Origin of the sequence: Roseovarius maritimus, assembly GCF_043355895.2 — a bacterium.
GTDB classification, from domain to species: Bacteria; Pseudomonadota; Alphaproteobacteria; order Rhodobacterales; family Rhodobacteraceae; genus Roseovarius; species Roseovarius maritimus.
The window spans coordinates 346,584-365,111 of record NZ_JBHFPF020000001.1 but is presented as its reverse complement, the minus strand read 5'-3'; the positions used below and the strand labels follow the sequence as shown (position 1 = coordinate 365,111).

Below are 18,528 nucleotides of genomic sequence, written 5' to 3'. Positions count from 1 at the left end.
ATTGCAATCATGCCGGGCATGGCCGGGCTAGGGACGGGTGCAGGCAAAGGGAACGAAGGTGCTGGCCATCCCTTCGTTCATCGTCATCACCGTCAGCATGTCGATCATCGCGATCTCCTCAGGTCCCTCCGCGCAAAGATCGGGCACCTCGCGGCACCCGCTTGCGATGAAGGCCTCGTTAGCGGCCAGAAACTCGGGCCGCAGCCCTTTTGTGTCGCGCGCGGCCAGCGCGTCGGCGAGGGCCGCGCGGTAGAGGCTGCATTTGCGCGAGCTCCAATCGGAGCTGATGGCATGCGCCATCGCCGGCGCATGGGCAAGCAGAACGGCCGCGCCAGCAAGACTGGTGATGTTAAGTCGCAGGTAGCGCATCTTGGCCCTTTCGGTCGGCTTGGTTGGGCGCTAGCATACCCCCATGCCGGGGCCGCGCCAATGCGGACCTGCGGCAAGGTGCCGCCTCGCGCCCCGCGTTCGGGAAGTAGAGGGTCGGAACCATGGCGCAGCCTTGGGAGTTGCGTTTTTGGATTTAACTATGGCCCGCTTGGGGCCAAGGAGGACGAATGAAATTCACTTTTGCAACAGCCACCGCCGCAGCCATGATGCTGGGCGCACCAGCCCTTGCAGATAGCGGTGACGCTGCGGCCGGCGAAGCGGTCTTTGCCAAGCAGTGCATAACGTGCCACATCGTCAAGTCGGACGATGGTGAACTTCTCGCGGGCAAGCGTGGCCAGATCGGCCCGAACCTCTATGGCGTGACCGGCGGTCCCGTGGGCGCTGTCGAGGATTTCAAATACGGCAAACCGATGATTGAAGCGCACGATACCGGTGCCGAGTGGACCGAGGAAAACTTCGTTGCCTATGTTCAGGATCCGACCGATTGGCTGCAAACGACGCTGGATGACAGCAAGGCGCGCAGCAAGATGACATGGAAAGTGCGCAAGGAGCAGGATGCCCTTGATCTATACGCCTATCTGCACTCGATCGCGCCCGCGGCCGAGTGATCTAATCTAGATATGTGTGACGAAAGGCAGGCCCCGCGGCCTGCCTTTTTTATTGGCTCAGACTTTGACCTTGGCCATCTTGGGGTCGTAGAGAGGCGCCAGATGTACCTTGGCGGGCACACGCTCCCCCGCGACTTCCAACTCGTAACTGCCGGCCAGCACATCGCGCTGCGTGATGAACTCGTCCGAGCGTACATATCCCATCCCGATCGGCGCGCCGATGGTGTGCCCATAGCCCGCCGAGCTGAGCCAGCCGCAGCGTTTGCCGTCCCGATAAATCGTCTCGCGCCCCGACAGGATCACATCCGGCGCGGCGGTAAAAGTGGCCATGATCTTGCGGACGCCATTCTCCTTCTGTGCGGCGCAGGCCTCGCGGCCCCGGAAATCGACATTGGTCTTCAGCTTGACCGCCCAGCCCAGCCCAGCGTCGAAAGGCGTATGATCGGGGCCGATATCGGAGGACCAGGCGCGATACCCCTTTTCCAGCCGCAGCGTTTCGAGCGCGCGGTAGCCTGCATTGCGCAGGCCGTCATCAGCGCCGGCTTGGGACAATGCGGCATGGACGGCGGTGGCATATTCGGCGGGGATGTGTAGCTCCCACCCCAGCTCGCCCACATACGTCACGCGCAGCGCCCGCACGGGCGCGCCCGCGATGCCGATGTTCTGTCCGGTGCCAAAGGGGAAGGCGGTGTTCGAGACATTCGCATGGGTGACCGCCTGCAGGATATCCCGCGATTTCGGCCCCATCAGCGACAGCACAGCGTATGACGATGTTACATCGACCAGCTGCGCGTTCATGCCCTCGGGGATCCCGCGCGCGATATGGTCGAAATCATGCGTGGCAAAGCCGGTGCCGGTGACGATGTAGAACTCGTCGTCGGCCACGCGCAGGCAGGTCAGATCGCATTCGATACCGCCGTGATCGTTCAGCATCTGGGTATAGGTCAGCTTGCCGACCGGCCCGCGCACGTCATTCGCCGCGATCCAGCCAAGAGCGGCCTCGGCATCGGGGCCTTTCAGAACAAATTTGGCAAAGGAGGTCTGGTCAAAGACCACCGCCGCCTCGCGCGCGGCCTTATGCTCGCGCGCCACGGCCTTATGCCAGTTCGGCACGCCGAAGGTGTAGATGTCGCGCGCCTCCTCGCCCTTTTCAGCGAACCAGTTGGGCCGTTCCCAGCCCAGCTTCTCGCCAAAGACGGCGCCTTGGGACTTCAGCACATCATAGAGCGGGGATTTGCGGCAGGGCCGGGCGCTGGTGTGCTCCTCGCTGGGCCACGCCATGGTGTAATGCTTGCCGTACGCCTCGTAGGTGCGGGCGCGGATCCAGTCATCGTCGAAATGCGGCTGGCCAAAGCGGCGGATATCCACGGCCCAGAGGTCATAGGGCGGCTGCCCCTTGACCACCCATTCGGCCAGAGCCATGCCCGCGCCGCCCCCCGCTGCGATCCCGTAGGCATTGAAGCCCGCGCCGACGAAGAAATTGCGCAGCTCGGGCGCCTCGCCGAGGATGAAATTGCCATCGGGGGTAAAGCTTTCGGGGCCATTGGTCAGCGTCTTGATGCCTGCGGTCTCCAAGGCGGGGACGCGACCCAAGGAGAGCTCCATCAGCTGCTCGAAGTGATCGAAATTGCTGTCGAGCAGGGTGTAGTGGAAATCCTTGGGGATGCCGTTCTTGGCCCATAGGATTGGGTTTGCCTCGTAGCCGCCCATGACAAGGCCGCCGACCTCTTCCTTGTAATAGGTCAGCCGGTCGGGATCGCGCAGGGTCGGCAGATCGGCGGTGACGCCGTCGATCGGCTCGGTCACCATGTATTGATGCTCGACCGGGACGAGCGGGACGTTGACGCCGACCTGCTTGGCGAAGGCGCGCGTCCACTGACCGCAGCAGGCGATGACGATGGGCGTGTCAATGCGGCCCTTGTCGGTCAGGGCGCCCTTGATGACGCCATCCTCGACGATGACCTCGGTCACCTTCGTGTCCTCGAAGATGCGCGCGCCCTTTTGCCGCGCGCCCTTGGCCAGCGACAGGGTGATGTCCGACGGGTTGGCCTGTCCGTCCGTAGGCAGATACGCCGCGCCGATCACGTCATCCACCTGCATCAGCGGCCAGAGCTTTTGCGCCTCGGAGGGCGTCAGCAGCTCCATCTCCAGCCCGAAGCTGTGCGCCGTGGTGGCTTGCCGCTTCACTTCGGTCCAGCGCTCCTCGTTGCAGGCAAGGCGCAGGCCGCCATTCATCTTCCAGCCAGTCGCCTGTCCCGTCTCGGCCTCCAGCCGTTTGTAGAGATCGACGGAATAGCCCAGAAGCTGCGTGATGTTGGCGTTCGAGCGCAGCTGGCCCACGAGGCCCGCCGCATGAAAGGTGGTCCCCGAGGTCAGCTTCTTGCGCTCCAGCAGCACCACGTCCCAGCCCAGTTCGGCGAGGTGATAGGCGGTCGAGCAGCCAATGATGCCGCCGCCGACGATGACGGCGCGGGCCTCTTGCGGAAAATCGCTCATGTCAGATGTCCTTGGGCTTTGAGTTTGGCCAGCGCCTCGCGGTAGCGGCCCAGATTCAGTGCGGTGTAATCGGCATAGTCGAAGTCTATGGCCGAGGTCTGCTCGCTCACCATCGACCACATCGTCTCGCGCAGGAGCGAGGCGCATTTCATCGACTCATAGCTGCGCCAGAGGGCGGCATCGGGAGCGTGCTGGTAGTAGCGGATCAGCATCGCCTCTTCGGCTTCATGCGGCAGGGCCGCATTGCTGGCCAGCCCGCCCAGATCGAAAAGGGGCGAGTTCCAGCCGCCATATTCCCAGTCGATCAGCCACATGCGGGTGTCATCGCGCAGGATGTTTGCGGGAAGCAGATCATTATGGCCCAGCACCATCTGCACGGGTCCAACTGCGCGCTCCAGCAGCGCGGCCTCGTCCAGCAGGCCGTTCAGCTTGGCCACATGGAGCGAGCCGCGCTGGCGCAGATCATGTGCGTAGCTGCGCAGGATGTGGAACACCCAGAAGGCCAGCGTCGGGCCATGGGCGTGCTGGGGCAGATCGCGGTGCAGCGTTGCCACAAGGTCCGTCGCCTGCATCAGCGTGGCCTCGTGATGCAGGTCATCTTCGGTGAGTGCCATGCTGGGAATGAACTCGATCACCAGCGCGCCGGGCGCGTGGTGGTGCACGCGCGGCGAGAGGCCGGCCTCAGCCGCGGCGCGGCTGAGTGCCAATTCGTGCCAGCGCAGAATGCCATGCTCGGGGATATCCTCACCCAGCCGCACGACATAGTCGCGGCCCCCATCGGTCAGCTTGATGTTGTGATTGGTGATCCCGCCCTCCAGTGGGATCGCGGCGCTTGGCGCCGTCCAGCAGGGCAGAGCGAGCGCGGCGGCAATGGCCTCATCAGGTGTCATGTCAGTCCCAGCCTTTCCTTTGATCTGGCCGCCATGGCAGAAATGACGCGATCCGCCGTGATGGCGATAAAGGCGACGGCCACGCCTGCGACAATGCCCTGGCCGGTATTCGCCTTGGTCAGCGCGATATAGACCTCCTGTCCCAGATCACGCGTTCCGACGAGTGCGGTGATGACCAGCATCGAGAGCGCCAGCATGATCGTTTGGTTGAGGCCCAGCAGCAGCGAGGGTGCGGCCAGCGGCAGCTTGATGCGCCAGAGAAGCTGGCGCGGCGTACAGCCCGCGACCAGCCCCGCCTCGATCATCTGTGGATCGACTGATCTGACGCCATGGGCCGCGTAACGTACGGCGGGGGCGAGGGCGTAGAGAACGACCGCGATCATCGCCGAAAACTCGCCCACGCGGAAGAGCATCACGACGGGGATCAGATAGACAAAGCTGGGTAGCGTCTGCAGCGTGTCGATGAACGCGCCGACCCAGCGATGTGCCCTTGCGCGCTGACCCGCCCAGATACCTAGCGGCACGCCGATGGCATAGGCGATGAGGACGGAGACGCCGCAAAGATAGACTGTCGTCATTGCCTCGTTCCAGAGGCCGACCGAGGCGATGAGCCCCGCCATGAGCGCCGCCATCAAGCCCAGCCGCCAGCCGCCGACGCGGCCCGCCGCAAGGCCTGTGGCGATGATACCCCAGGCCCAGGGAATGCCGGTGAAGAATCGCTTTACCGGCAATAGCAGGTAGGTGAGAAAGAAGGATTTGATCGCGTCCAGCGTGTCGAAGAACGTCACGTTGATCCAGCGCATCGCGTCTTCCCAGAAGGCGGAGGTGGTGAGGGTCAGCCGCTCGGGGTAGTCCTGCACGAAGGGCAGGATGAGGCCGATCAGATAGGTGGCGGCGATAATCCCGGCGGCGGCCACGATGTAGGGGTGGCGTTGAACCAGCCCCGCATCCCGCGCGGGTGCCGCATCCGGCAGGCGGGTGGCGAAGGCCTGACTCACGCGGTCGAGCGCGATGGCGATGACGACGATGGCCAGCCCCGCCTCTATCCCGCCGCCGATATCGAGGCTGCGCAGCGCGCTCAGCACGTCAAAGCCAAGGCCGCCCGCACCGATCATCGACGCGATGATCACCATGTTGAGTGACAGCATGATCACCTGGTTGACGCCCACCATCAGCGTCGGGCCAGCCGAGGGCACCAGCACCTTCCACATCATCTGCCGCTTGGTGCAGCCGGCCATATGACCAGCTTCAACCACCTCTGGCGGGACCGTTTGAAGCGCGACCGTGGCGACGCGCACCATGGGCGGCATCGCGTAGATCACCGTCGCGACCAGCGCCGAGACAGGCCCGAAGCCGAAAAGGAAGAGGATGGGGACCAGATAGGCAAAGATAGGCACCGTCTGCATGAGGTCCAGTACCGGGCGCAGCGCGCGTTCGAACCACGGCGCGCGGTAGCATGCGATGCCGAGCGCGAGGCCGCCCAGAACGCCGATGGGCACCGCGATCACGACCGAGGCGAGCGTGACCATCGCGCTTTGCCATTGGCCGAAGACGGCGAGGTAGACGAAACAGATGCCCACCAGCGCCGCAAGGCCCCAATCCTTGGCATAACGCGCCAGCATCATCATCAGCGCCGTCACGGCCAGCCAACTGAGGGGCGGCGCGATTTCGGTGGCGTTCGAGCCGAGGCCGCTGATGAACCCGTCTGCCAGAAGGGCGCGCGCGGCGTCATAGGGGATCTCGATCAGGCCCGAGATGAAGCGCGTAAGCTCGCGGAACGTGAAGATTCCGAACGTCGCATCCTCCAAAAGCCAGCGCATCCCACCCGAGATCCAACCCTCGAAATTGATCTGCCATCCCTTGGGAAAGCGGATGATCCAGCGCGCATCCAGCGCCTTGTAGAGCTGAAAAGAATAGCTGGACAGTAGCCATGTCACCGCCAAGAGGCCCCACCAGAACAGCGCGCGGGGCGTGGTCAGGCGCCGCCAGCTCATGCAGGCGTTCTCGCGCCAAGTCCTGACGCATTCCGGCCGATCAGCACATCGACCACGGCAGCAGCGCCTACCTGCCCGACGGGCGCGCCGTCTTTCATCACGCGAAACGGACGCCGGGCGGCCTCGACCTCGTCGGCCACGTCCGCGACACGCGACCCGGCGTCCAGATCACCGGCAAAGGGGCCGGGGCCAAGGGGCGCCATGACCGCGCCAAGGCTCAGCACCTTGCCGCGCGGGATATGTTTCGTGAATTCAGCCACATAGTCTGTGGCGGGGTTCAGCACCAGCTCTTCGGGAGTGGCGGTCTGCACGATGCGTCCGTCCTTCATCACCGCGATACGGTCGGCGAGGCGGATGGCCTCATCAAAGTCATGGGTGATAAAGACGATGGTCTTATGCAAAAGGCCTTGCAGGCGCAAAAATTCGTCCTGCATCTCGCGCCGGATCAGCGGGTCGAGCGCACTGAACGGCTCGTCCAGGAACCAGATCTCGGGCTCGCCCACGAGGCTGCGGGCGATGCCGACGCGCTGTTGCTGTCCGCCCGATAGCTGGCGGGGAAAGTAATCCTCGCGGCCCTTCAGGCCGACCGTCTCGATCATCTCATGCGCGCGGGTCTCGCGGGTTGCGCGGGCCACGCCCTGAACCTCCAGCGGGAATGCGACGTTCTGGAGAACCGTCAGATGCGGCAGAAGGGCGAAGTTCTGAAAGACCATCCCGATCTTCTTGCGTCTCAGCTGCGTCAGTTGCGTCTCGTTCATGGCCAGCAAATCCTCACCATCGAATTCGATGGCGCCGCCCGTCGGCTCGACCAGACGCGACAGGCACCGCACCAGCGTGGATTTGCCCGAGCCGGAAAGGCCCATGATGACGAAAATCTCGCCCTCGAGGATTTCGACATCGGCCGCGCGAACCGCGCCGATCATGCCGCTGCCCCGCAGCGTGACATCGTCCGGGGCGGGATGGCGGGAAAGGAATTGGTCCGCGTCCGGGCCGTAAATTTTCCAGACGTTTTTGCAGAGCAGTTTGCGTGCGCGGGGCATCGTCACCTCATCGGCGCCGGAGATCGGCCAGGGGGTGTGGCAGGTAGTCCTGCGAAAAAGCGGGGGGCAGAGTGCGCCCCCCTCAGTCTCAGGAAGATTCAGTTGATCCAGCCATCTACCTTGGCTTCATTGCTCGACATCCACTCGTCGGCTACATCGTCGATGGACTTTCCGTCCAGATCGACGGCGGAAACCATCGCGCCCATCTCGTCATTGGTGATCGTGTAGTCGCGGATGATCTCGGCGGCGCCGGGCCATTTCTCTTCGACGCCGGACCATGCGACTTTCCAGATCGGGCCGGTCGGCTTGCCGCAGTCATAGGCGGCATCGGGGTTTATACCCACTGAAGGATCCTCGTAGCATTCCTTGGAGTACTCGGGAAATTCAATGTATTTGCCATCGTATTTCGCGGGCGCCCAATGCGGCGAATAGAGCCAGAGGATGATCGGTGCTTCGCGCTGATAGGCCGATTCCAGTTCGGCAAAGAGGGCGGCGTCCGTGCCCGCATGGACCACCTCGAAATCGAGGCCGAGCGCCTCGACCCGCTCTTCGTCGAAGCCGCCCCAGGTGACCGGCCCGCCCAGGTAGCGGCCCAGCGGCGCGGTCTCGGACGTGGCGAACTCGCTTGCGCATCCTTGCAATGCCTCCCAATTCGGCAGGCCGGGGCAGCGGTCCTCCATGTAGCTGGGATACCACCATTCCTCGATGGCGATCATGCCGCCTTCGCCCATGTTGACGACATTGCCCGTGGCCACGGCCTCGTCCATCGCCTCGCGGCCCGTCGTCTCCCAGATTTCGGAGGCGACGTGCAGATCACCGGTTTTCAGCCCTGCAAATTGCGCGATGTAATCGGCCTGCACCAGCTCGACATTATAGCCTGCCTTTTCCAGCACATTCTTAAGGATCGTGGTGTTGACGATCTGGCCGGTCCAGTCGTGGGTGGTCAAGCGGATGGGATCCTGGCTTTCGACCTCGGCCAGGGCGGGGGCGGCGAACGCGGCAAGGGCTGCGGCGCAGGTGGCAATGCGTTTCATGTAATGGACTCCCTGTTTTGCGGTCGCGCCTCGTTTTGATGGGTGCGACACTTTGGAGTGAAACGCAGAAAACAATATATGGCAACATATTTTGTGGAAAAATGTTGGATTGCCGCGCGATCCCGTGCAAAACTGAACTTGTATCCGGCGCTGCGTGATGTATCGCCTGTTTAATGGACATGACGGACAGGGCCGATGGACAGCGCGCATCCCACGCATAGACAGCAGGAAATTCTCGACGCGCTGCGCCGCGCGGGCGGCTCCTTGCGGGTGCAGCGGCTTGCCGCCGATCTGGGTGTCAGCGAAGAGACGGTGCGCCGCAATCTCAAGCGGCTGGCCGAGGCGGGCCATGTCGACAAGATGCATGGCGGCGCGCGTCTGGCCGAAATGGCGGGCGAGGGCGATTTCCAGCATCGCCTCAATATCGGCGCGGGGGCCAAGCAACGCATCGCGCGGCATTTGGCCGGCATGATCCCCGATGGCGCGTCGGTCTTTCTGGATGTGGGCAGCACGACCAGCTATATCGCGGATGCGCTGCGCGATCATGCGGGGCTGCTGATCGTGACCAATTCCGTTTCGGTCGCCTACAAGCTGGCGACGCGCGGCGGCAATCAGGTTTACATGGCCGGGGGGGCGTTGCGTGCGCATGATGGCGGCGCGTTCGGTGCCGAGGCGATGGCATTCGCGCGAAACTTCAAAACGGATCTGGCGGTGCTTTCAACCGCCGGAATCACATCGCAGAACGGCTTCATGCTGTTCGATCTGGAAGAGGCGAATTTCAGCCGAGAGATCATCAAGGGCGCGGCACGGAGTATCGTCGCCGCCGACGCGGCCAAGTTCGGGCGCGCGGCGCCTATCACCCTGTGCGATCCTGCCTCGATCGACACTTTGGTCACCGATGCGGTCCCGCCGGCCGATCTGGCCGAGGCAGCGCAGACATGGTCCCTGACAATCGAGGTGGCAGACCCGTGAAACTCCAGCAGATCGCGGCCATTGCCGCACGCATCGCCGAAGAGGCGAGCGCCGTGCCGATGCGGCATTTCCGTCAAGGCTCCCTTGGGGTCGAAACCAAGGATGACGCAGATTCCAGCCCCGTCACCATCGCGGACCGCGCCACCGAAGAGGTCATTCGCGCGGCGCTGGCCGCGGAATTTCCCGGCCAAGGGATCTTTGGTGAGGAGTTCGGCATAGCCGGCTCGCTGGATGGGCCCGCCTGGATCATCGACCCGATCGACGGCACGCGGTTCTTCCTGACGGGCTATCCGGCCTTTGGGATGCTGATCGGCCACCTGCAGGCTGGCGTACCGCAGGTCGGCATCGTGCGGATGCCTGCGCTGGATGAGACTTATATGGGCATCCGGGGTGGCGGCGCCACGCTGAACGGCGTGCCGATCAATGTGCGCGGCACGACCGAGCTGACCGATGCGCGCCTTTATATCAACGAGCCCCAGCGCACGTTCGAGCGCGACCCCGCGCTTTTCGCGCGGCTCTGCAAAGTCGGCCATACGCGGCGCATGTCCTTTGACTGTTACCCGCATGCGATGGTGGCGTCGGGCCAGATCGACGCGGTGACCGATATCGGCCTCGAGCCCTATGATTTCCTGCCGCTGGTCCCGCTGATCGAGGCGGCGGGCGGCATCATCACCGACTGGGAGGGGGGCGCGCTGACGCTTGGATCGGATGGACGGGTGGTGACGGCGGCAACGCCCGCGCTGCATGCCGCGTTGCTGGATGTGATCAGCGGCTAGACCGCGCGCGCGATCTGGGCCTTGCCCGGCGCCCGTGCTAGCATGGCGCGCTTATCAGTGTGGACTAACATGACCCAGTCGGACTACATTCCCAAAGGCGCGGCCAGTTTCCGCATTCCGCGTGTCGCGTCACCGCGCCTTTTTGAATTCGTGCTCTTGCCCAAGCTGACCATGCTTGCCCTCTCGGCGGCGATCGAGCCGTTGCGCGTCGCCAACCAGATCTCCCAGCAGGAGCTTTATCGCTGGCGCACCATGACACCGGGCGGTGCGCCCGTGCGCTGCTCGAACAACATCTCGATCGTCGCCGATGCCGCGCTGGGGCCGCCGGGCCGGGGCGCGCGCGTCTTTGTCTGCTCGGGGGTGGAGCCTGCCGAGACGATGGATGCGAGCGTGACCCACTGGGCGGCGCGGCAGGCGGCGCATGGCACGCCGGTGGGCGCGATCTGCACCGGAGCCTTCACGCTGGCCCGGGCGGGCCTGTTGGCCGGGCGCACCTTCACGCTGCATTGGGAGAACCAGCCCGCCTTTGTCGAGGCCTATCCCGATCTGGTCCCGACGCCGAACCTCTATGAGGTGGACCGCGATTTGATGACGGCAGCGGGCGGCTCGGCCTCGACCGACTTGATCCTGAGCGTGATCGAGGATGATTTCGGCCCGGAATTCGCGCTGACCGTGTCTGATATGTGTCTGCACGGGCGCAGCCATTCGGATCACGTGCCGCAGAAGACCGCGCATTCGGCCGTCATCGGCAGCCGCAACCGGCATCTCATTGCCGCGATGCGCCTGATGCAGTTGAACCTCGAAGAGCCGCTGGGCGTCGAGGAGATCGCCCGCGGGGCCGGGATATCGAAACGCCAGCTCGAGCGCAGCTTTGCGCAGCATACCGGCCTCAGCCCGCGCCGCTACTACACCGATATGCGTCTCGCGCGGGCCTATTCGTTGCTGAGCGAGACGGATCTGCCGATAGCCGAGATCGCCGCGGCCACCGGGTTTGGTGGCACTTCGGCGTTTGCGCGGGCGTTCCGGGCGAAGTTCGACATGGCGCCGGCAAAGTTTCGCAAGCGGTGGTGAGGTCGTCGCGCCCGGGCTACTCACGCGAATGGGCGCGCTCTTCTACTTTCGCCGGTCCCTCGGGCGTATAGATCACCCGCGTATCTTCGCGGAAATCATGCAGATCCAGCGGCCAGCGGGCGCGAGGCCAGCGCATCTCCATCTGTAGCTGTCGGGGGCGGAAAACGGCGGTGTAGAGCGTGCCAAAGCCGTGGTCGAAGCGCGTGGAGTATAGAGGCGGGCGCAGGAACGCGCCGATGAATTTCTCCTCGGCCTCGACATGCAGCGTCAGGCGCTGAAGCAGATAGCGCTCGCGCTCGACCGTGGCGGTAAAGCGCGCGTGGCTGGCCCATTCGACGCGTTCCTGATGGTTTGTGGCCACCGCCTGATGCGTGATGACGGTCTGCCGGTCGGGCGCCATGAGCGCGGTCAGGAACTTGCGCTTCCGGTCAAGCACCGTGACGTTGTAACTCATATGCGTGGGCACACGTGCCAGCACGCGCCCCGCCTCGGCTGTCGTCTCGCAGGTCTGCAGCACATAGCGCAGGATCAGCGGCACCCCGAAGCCATCGCCCACAACGCGCCGCCCGCCGAAGGTGAGCGAGACGGCCAGCCCCGCATCGTTGATCCCGTCGACCAGCCCCCAGAGCCCGTCCGACGTACCAATCACGGCGCGCCCCTGCCAGTTGGTGCGCAGCGTCAGGCTGTCAAAGGCCTTGGGCGAGTAATCGTAATTGCGCACCATGACCGGCTCGGCCCCCGGCCAGATCGCCTGACTGCAGGCCGAAAGGTAGGGCGGCGGACAATAGAAGCTGAGAAAGCGCGCAGCGTGATCGGTGCCGCCAGCCAATTCGACCAACTGATCGTAGAGCGGCAGGATCTCGGGCATGTATTCCCGGATCGCCTTGTGACTGTCCCAGAAGCCCGGACGCGCCTCGGCCCCCTCGCGCCCCCACCAGCGATGGTAGTCTGGCCAGTATTCACGGAAAAGCCCGGCCCATTTCGGGCCGGGGTCATCCTCCGATATCGCGCGCCAAGTCAGCTTCATGCAAAGGCTACATGATCTTGAACGCGGGATCGTTCAACGCCGGGCCTGCCTCGGCGGTGGGCATCGGTCGGCCCTGCACGCCTTGCTTGATCCCGTGGATCCAGCGCTTGGCACGCTCGGTCAGCTTGAAGCCGTTGGTCATGGACCGCCCGCGCGTCACCAGAATGCCAATATCAGCGCCCTCGTAGCGGTAGTCGCCGGGTTGCAGGATACGCAGGAAGAACGCCTCGTTCTCGCTCTCGACCGCGCGGCGGTGATAGTCGAAGCGATTGAAGTCGATGCTGCCATCTTCGCGCATCCGGTAGATTCCGGTTTCTGGGACGTCCGTCGCGATATCCACCGTATCGTCGGTATGTTTGATCACCATCTGAGACCAGCTGTCGATCATCTTGGGATCGGCCCAGCGGCTGTTCAGCTCGTCCACATCGAGGTGGAATTTCTTCTTGGAGAACTCCAGCAGATGGAAAAGGAAAAGCGGCGCGTCGGCATGGGCAAAGGCCGCGTGGTTGGTCATGGACGAGCAGCCGGTGATGCGCGGGTTGAGCTCGCCCAGCCAGATGTCGCCGGTCTTCTTGTCGATCAGGAAATCCAGCTCGAAATAGCCGCGATATCCTTCCTTGCGCAGCTGCTCGCCGAATTTGAAGGTCAGCTCGCGCGCCTTCTGGCGCACCTTGGGCGGGAAGGCTGTCGAAAAAATCTCGTTGCCGCACCAGCCGCCGCGATAGGGGGTCAGTTCCTTGAAGCCGACAAGCTCTGTCATCAGCGGGCCGACGATGGTGCCTTCCTTGGTGGCGCAGCCCTCGATGGCGCTGCCGCGGCAGTCGATCCGCTTCATGATCTTGATCTCGCCCTCGCCGATGATCTCGTGCTCGTGCTTGCGGAAATCGGCTTCGGACTTGATGAAGAAGGTGGTGTGCCCGCTATCGCCATAGGCCGATTGCAGGACCAGATCATGGCCGAGGCCCGCCTTGTCGCAGATCTCGTTCAGATGCTCATAGCTTTCGACCACGCTCAGCGTGTTGGGCACCGAGGGCACTCCGGCCTTGTTGCCGATACGCACGGTCTCGATCTTGTTGTCCATCTTCTGGCGCAGCTTGGCCTTGGGGAACCAGACATCGGCGCCCAGTTCTTTTGACAGCCGCTCGGTCTCCTCGTCGAACATGAGGAACACGAATTTGGGCTTGCCGCCGCGCCGCTTGATGAGGTCGATGACCTCCTTGTGCTGTAGCAAATAGTTGTTGATGTCCTCGATCGACTGAAACTCGGCATGCGGCTGCTCGGACGGAACAAATGTGTTGGGATGCTTGCCGCCATAGCAGTCGATATAGCAGATATACTTGAAATTCTTGCACCATTCATCGAGGCCCAGCAGGTTGAAATTTGTGGCCGAGATGAAATATATCGGATCCTCGTTGCGGTGAAAATGCCGGCGGATTTCCGAGATGTTCTTGAGTTCTGCTACCATTGTTCTGTCTCCCTTGTTCGTTTCTTGTTTACTGTGTGCCTTCAAAGTTTTGCGCGTGCGTCATTGAGTTTCAGCCGCGCGGCGTTGGCCTTGCCCTGCCGTTTGAGCGCGTCCTGGGTAAACACGCGCAGGCCAAGGTCGGCGCGGTATCCGTGGATCTCGCTGACATCGAGGGCGCGCATGAAGGACAGGATTTCGTCGCTGACGACCTGGCCCGGCACCAGGATCGGAAAGCCGGGCGGGTAGGGGATGATGAACTGCGCCGAGACGACGTCATTGCCCGAACTCATCGCGTCGTGGATCGAGCCATCGAGTTCCAGGTAGTCGCAATTCTTGTCGTCATAGCTGAGGAAGAAGGCAGAGCGGATATCGCCCTCGGATGTTTCACCTTCCGAGCGGAAGCTGTCGTGAAAGCGGCTGAAATCGGGCAGCGGGGGCAGATCGTCCATCAGGTTCGCGACGCGCCGCTCGAACCCGCGACGCTCCATCATCGAGGCATCATCCTGCAACTCGTCCAGCTCGCGCGCGATCTCGACCAGCACCTCGATCAGATAGGCGACGGAGGACCGCGTCGTGCCGATATTGGTCATGAAAAGAACCGTGTTGCGCGACGTCTTGTTGATCTGGATGCCGTATTTGTCCATCAGGATATCGGTCTTGAACGTGTCGCCATCCCATCCCGTACCGCCCACGGCCAGCGTCACGCGGGTAGCATCCAGCACGAACTCGTCGCTCTCCCAGCAATCCCAGATATCTGTCCAGCCCTGCTGCGAGTCGTAATAGCTGGTCACGCCGCTTTCGCGGTGCTCCTCGGGGATCATGTCACCCGCGGTCAGCACCTTGAAGTATTTCTGCAAGAGCGGGTGAGTCGAGATCGCTCGCCGCATCGACATCGCGGCCTCGACCTGTCTTTGAACGAATTCAAAGCCTTCCAACTCGACCTGGCGGCGGCCCACATCCAACGATGCGATGATCTGATAGTTGGGCGAGGTGGAGGTATGCGTCATGTAGGCCTCCTGAAACGAGGCTTCGACCTCGCCCTTGAAGTCCTGATCATGCACGTGGATCATCGAACCCTGACGCAGCGATGTCAGCGTCTTGTGGGTCGATTGCGTGGCATAGATGCGAACGCGTGCGTCCGGCGGCGGCACGAGGCGGGTGTTCAGCCAGGCATCGACGCCCTTGTCCTTCAACTCTTCCTGCTGAGCCTCATAGGCCTTGGTATGGGCTTCGCTGCGCAGACGCTCGCGCAGGTTGCCCGCCGCGTTCATTGCGGTGCGCTGGCGGTAGGTGGGGCCAAAGCGGGCAAAGGCGAACCATGCCTCGTCCCATAGAAACACGAGGTCGGGTTTGATGGCGAGGCATTCCTCCATCACCCGCTCGACATTGTAGACGATGCCGTCAAACGTGCAGTTTGTCAGGAGCAGCATGCGCACACGGTCCAGCTTGCCCGCCGCCTTAAGGTCTAACAGCTGCTTCTTGATATCCTTCAGTGGCACGGCGCCATACATCGAATACTCATTGAGCGGGTAGCTATCCAGATAGCAGACCTGCGCCCCGGCCAGCACCATGCCGTAATGATGCGACTTGTGACAGTCGCGATCGACCAGCACGATATCCCCTGGCCGAACAAGGGCTTGCACGACGATCTTGTTGCAGGTCGAGGTGCCATTCGTGGCAAAATAGGTCTGCTTCGATCCGAAGGCGCGGCTGGCAAGGCGCTGCGCCTCCTTGATGGGGCCATGCGGCTCCAGCAGGCTGTCCAGACCGCCGGAGGTGGCGGAAGTCTCGGCAAGGAAGATGTTGGGGCCGTAGAAGGCGCCCATATCCTGAATCCAGTGCGAGCGGCTGATGGACTTTCCCCGGCTGATCGGCATGGCGTGAAAGACGCCGGTGGGCTGTTTGGAATACTCGACCAGCGCGGTAAAGAAGGGCGTCTTGTAGCGCGACTGCACGCCGCGAATGATGTTGAGGTGCAGTTCGAGAAAGTCCTCCTGATTGTAGAAGACGCGGCGGCAGATCCCCAGATCCAGACCCGCGATATCCTCGACCGAGCGGTCGGTGATCAGGTAGGCGTCAAGTTCGGGGCGGACCTTCGCGATCATCCTGCACAGTTCGGGGCCGTAATTGCTGGGATCGAGGTCATCCAGCGCAGCGGCGCCGCCCGCGCGGTTCAGATACCGCTCCAGAATTGGCAGCGACAACTTGGATTCCAGCGTCAGACCGGGACGGACCACGATGGCCTGGATATTATGGTTGAAGAGCACCCCCATCAGCGCGTCCTGCAAGCTGGGCACGACGACCGGCTCATACTGGAACGGGTCTTCAGGGCGGCGCATGCGCTGGAAATTGTTCTTCAGCCAGCGTTCCTGATGCTCGTTCAGGTTATCGACGATCAGCACTTCGAAATAGGGCTTGGTCAGCGCCCGCGCTTCCAGCGACTGCATCGCCTCGTCTTCGTGATCGTCCGAGTCGATGCCGTCGCGGTCGAGCGGGATGTGCCGGCGGCGATACGCGCCGCTGGTCAGCGCGCGGGTGATGCGCTGCACGGTAAAGGCCAGCTCACCATAATGGCCCGCATCGAACTGGCGGCGCAGCATTTCGAAGGCGGCGGTGCCGGGAAAGGCCCAGAACGTCTCGATGGGGGCCAACTGATCCAGCAGCTCGTCGATCTGCGCGATCTGAGCTTTCGCGCCGCGGCCGCCTTCCTTGCGCGACAACTCGGCCGACGTCTCGCGAAGCGAACTCCAACGATCGGCGCGCAGCTGAACCGCCGAATAATAGTCTGCCATCGAATGCATATCTCTTCCCCGCTGTTGTTATGCGCGGGCGATCAGAGGATGCTGGTAGTGTCGTGCGGGCAGTGTCTGATCGTCCGCATTTTTATATCGTTAGTTGGTCAGGGGCGGTGTGCCTCCGACCTTGATGCCCGGGATGACCCCCGAGGTATCCTCATTATCATGCTCGGTCACGGAATTGCGCGGATGGTGCGAGCCCGGTCGCCCGCCCAGATCTGCGCCGAGATCGGCACGCGCGGCGCCGGTCGAATTTTGGCCCGGAATAGTCAGCGGCCCCAGACTGTGCAGGTATGCATCGGCGCCGCTGTTGCGGTCATAGACCGAAAAGTCGACCTCGCGGTCGCGGAAACTTTTCAGAACCTGGCCCAATCCCTTCATACCGCGCTCGCGCTGGCGGCGCACATGGCTGAGGTCCACTTCGATGGGAAACATATCCTCTTGGCCTGCTGACTGGTGCAGGACGGTTGATGTGGGATCGACCACGCAGGATTTGCCCACGCCGCCCGCGCCGAGTCCGTTGACGTCGATGACGTAGCATTGAAATTGCGCTGCCGTCGCCCGCGCCATCGAAAGCTCGGCCTCGCGGTCGGTGGTGCCGGTCAGCACCGGATGGAGCAGCACCTCGACACCCTGGCTGGTCAGCTGGCGTGTCGTTTCAGGAAACCACATATCATAGCAGATCGACAGGCCAAACCGGCCTACATCCGGCACGTCAAAGACACAAAAGCCGGTTCCCGCCTCGACACCCGCCTCATACGGGCGGAACGGAAACATCTTGCGGTAGCTGCTGACAATTTCACCCTGCGGGTTGATCACGGTGGAGGTGTTGTAAATGCGTCCATCTTCTGCCGTCTCGAACATCGAGCCAGGGATCAGCCAGACGTTATGTCGCTCCGCCGCCTCGCAAAACCGGTCGATCGTTTCATTGCGCAGGGGTAGCGAAAACTTGGTCAGTGGGCCAAAAGGCGCAAGCTCGGAAAACAACACCATCTGCGTCCAGGGAAACCGCGCCATGAGCAAGTCAAGACGGTGGATCATACCGTCGACATTGGAGTGCAGGGCATTCACATACATCTGAACTCCTGCGATTGCGAATGGCGTCATCAGGCTTGTTTCCTTTGCGTGTCGCATGGCGGTTCGGCCAGCTTACGACAGGTAATTGAGAAATAACAACACGTGAGAGGAGGTGGAGGTTCCCTTGACCCTACGTCAGCGCGCGCCTCTGTCCGGCGAGATCTAAAGGATATGGCTGGGGTGGTAGGATTCGAACCTACGATACACGGTACCAAAAACCGATGCCTTACCGCTTGGCTACACCCCAACTTGGCGTGGGTGTTAAACCGAGGCGCTTTGGGGTGCAAGACCCGACGATGAAAAATTCGGTTGAAATTTTGCGATGGGCGGGGCGGTGCCCGGCAGGGGGCGGGCGCGCGCCTTGGCGGGGCGGCCAAGATGGCTGGTCAGTCAAGGACCTCATTGGGGCCGACGCCCCAAATGGCAGCCTTTGGGACCCATCCTTCATAGCCGCCGGCCTGCAGCGCGCACCATGTGGGCTGGCATTCCTCGATCCGGGCGATCACGCCCAACTCAAGCTGGGCGTTGACCAGCGCGTTCGGGTCGGGGGTGGCGCGCATCTGCAGCATGTCTCGCTCGACGATGACAGTGCGCACACCCGACAAGAGCGAGTAGTGCATCCAGCCACCTGCGCCATCGCGGTCTCGCACCCGGCGCCAATGGCCATGCTCGGCGGTGATTTCCAGCGGCGTGTCGCGCCGCTTGAAAATCCAGTCGATGCGGTGCGTCCGGCTGGGCCCGCGGCGGGCGTTACCCTCGGCGGCCTTCATTGACACGAAGCGCGGCAGGGGCAGGTTTGTCACCGGCCCGCGATCCTGCGCGGCGGCCGCAAGGGGCAGCGCGGCGCAAAGCGCCAGCGCGATTGCAAGGTTGGATAATCTGCTCATGGCCGG

General features: G+C 62.9%; 15 protein-coding genes and 1 tRNA gene. 4 read left to right on the top strand and 12 right to left on the bottom strand.

Features of this window, described 5'->3' with window-relative positions:
* Nucleotides 1-27: 27 nt before the first annotated feature.
* Nucleotides 28-369, bottom strand: coding sequence for a hypothetical protein (locus ACEWPM_RS01765; protein WP_393960759.1), 342 nt, complete (start codon nt 367-369; stop codon nt 28-30).
* Nucleotides 370-557: 188 nt separating this feature from the next.
* On the opposite strand from ACEWPM_RS01765, the gene ACEWPM_RS01760 reads away from it, so the two are divergent.
* The gene (locus tag ACEWPM_RS01760) at nt 558-998 is read left to right on the top strand and encodes a c-type cytochrome (RefSeq protein WP_393960758.1); all 441 of its coding nucleotides are present in this window, start codon (nt 558-560) and stop codon (nt 996-998) included.
* A gap of 57 nt (nt 999-1,055) precedes the next feature.
* On the opposite strand, the gene ACEWPM_RS01755 is transcribed toward ACEWPM_RS01760, so the two are convergent.
* The 5 genes from ACEWPM_RS01755 to ACEWPM_RS01735 form a co-directional block, all read right to left on the bottom strand.
* Complete coding sequence (locus tag ACEWPM_RS01755) at nt 1,056-3,494, bottom strand: GcvT family protein (RefSeq protein ID WP_393960757.1); 2,439 nt, start codon at nt 3,492-3,494, stop codon at nt 1,056-1,058.
* Complete coding sequence (locus tag ACEWPM_RS01750) at nt 3,491-4,384, bottom strand: phosphotransferase (protein WP_393960756.1); 894 nt, start codon at nt 4,382-4,384, stop codon at nt 3,491-3,493. The genes ACEWPM_RS01755 and ACEWPM_RS01750 overlap by 4 nt, the downstream gene beginning before the upstream one ends.
* Nucleotides 4,381-6,378: an ABC transporter permease gene (locus tag ACEWPM_RS01745; protein WP_393960755.1), complete on the bottom strand. Its 1,998-nt coding sequence runs from the start codon at nt 6,376-6,378 to the stop codon at nt 4,381-4,383. Before ACEWPM_RS01745 ends, ACEWPM_RS01750 begins: the two co-directional genes overlap by 4 nt.
* Entirely contained in the window at nt 6,375-7,418 is a 1,044-nt protein-coding gene (locus ACEWPM_RS01740) for a quaternary amine ABC transporter ATP-binding protein (protein ID WP_393960754.1), read from the bottom strand. The genes ACEWPM_RS01745 and ACEWPM_RS01740 overlap by 4 nt, the downstream gene beginning before the upstream one ends.
* A 98-nt stretch (nt 7,419-7,516) precedes the next feature.
* Entirely contained in the window at nt 7,517-8,452 is a 936-nt protein-coding gene (locus ACEWPM_RS01735) for an ABC transporter substrate-binding protein (RefSeq protein ID WP_393960753.1), read from the bottom strand.
* Between the two features lie 195 nt (nt 8,453-8,647).
* On the opposite strand from ACEWPM_RS01735, the gene ACEWPM_RS01730 reads away from it, so the two are divergent.
* From ACEWPM_RS01730 to ACEWPM_RS01720, 3 genes are all read left to right on the top strand, one after another.
* Entirely contained in the window at nt 8,648-9,424 is a 777-nt protein-coding gene (locus ACEWPM_RS01730; RefSeq protein WP_393960752.1) for a DeoR/GlpR family DNA-binding transcription regulator, read from the top strand.
* The gene (locus tag ACEWPM_RS01725) at nt 9,421-10,200 is read left to right on the top strand and encodes an inositol monophosphatase family protein (RefSeq protein ID WP_393960751.1); all 780 of its coding nucleotides are present in this window, start codon (nt 9,421-9,423) and stop codon (nt 10,198-10,200) included. The genes ACEWPM_RS01730 and ACEWPM_RS01725 overlap by 4 nt, the downstream gene beginning before the upstream one ends.
* A 69-nt stretch (nt 10,201-10,269) precedes the next feature.
* Complete coding sequence (locus ACEWPM_RS01720) at nt 10,270-11,271, top strand: GlxA family transcriptional regulator (protein ID WP_393960750.1); 1,002 nt, start codon at nt 10,270-10,272, stop codon at nt 11,269-11,271.
* A 16-nt stretch (nt 11,272-11,287) separates the two neighbouring features.
* Here the strand turns inward: ACEWPM_RS01720 and ACEWPM_RS01715 are convergent, their stop codons facing one another.
* The 6 genes from ACEWPM_RS01715 to ACEWPM_RS01690 form a co-directional block, all read right to left on the bottom strand.
* On the bottom strand, nt 11,288-12,298 hold the full coding sequence (locus tag ACEWPM_RS01715) for a C45 family autoproteolytic acyltransferase/hydrolase (protein ID WP_393960749.1): 1,011 nt from the start codon (nt 12,296-12,298) through the stop codon (nt 11,288-11,290).
* A gap of 7 nt (nt 12,299-12,305) precedes the next feature.
* On the bottom strand, nt 12,306-13,763 hold the full coding sequence (locus ACEWPM_RS01710) for a biotin carboxylase (RefSeq protein ID WP_393960748.1): 1,458 nt from the start codon (nt 13,761-13,763) through the stop codon (nt 12,306-12,308).
* A 41-nt stretch (nt 13,764-13,804) separates the two neighbouring features.
* Nucleotides 13,805-16,564, bottom strand: coding sequence for an aminotransferase class I/II-fold pyridoxal phosphate-dependent enzyme (locus ACEWPM_RS01705; protein ID WP_393960747.1), 2,760 nt, complete (start codon nt 16,562-16,564; stop codon nt 13,805-13,807).
* A gap of 90 nt (nt 16,565-16,654) precedes the next feature.
* On the bottom strand, nt 16,655-17,665 hold the full coding sequence (locus ACEWPM_RS01700; protein WP_393960746.1) for a carbon-nitrogen hydrolase family protein: 1,011 nt from the start codon (nt 17,663-17,665) through the stop codon (nt 16,655-16,657).
* 142 nt (nt 17,666-17,807) lie between these two features.
* A tRNA-Gln gene (locus ACEWPM_RS01695) sits at nt 17,808-17,882 on the bottom strand.
* Nucleotides 17,883-18,021: 139 nt separating this feature from the next.
* Complete coding sequence (locus ACEWPM_RS01690) at nt 18,022-18,522, bottom strand: SH3 domain-containing protein (RefSeq protein WP_393960745.1); 501 nt, start codon at nt 18,520-18,522, stop codon at nt 18,022-18,024.
* Between the last annotated feature and the right edge of the window lie 6 nt (nt 18,523-18,528).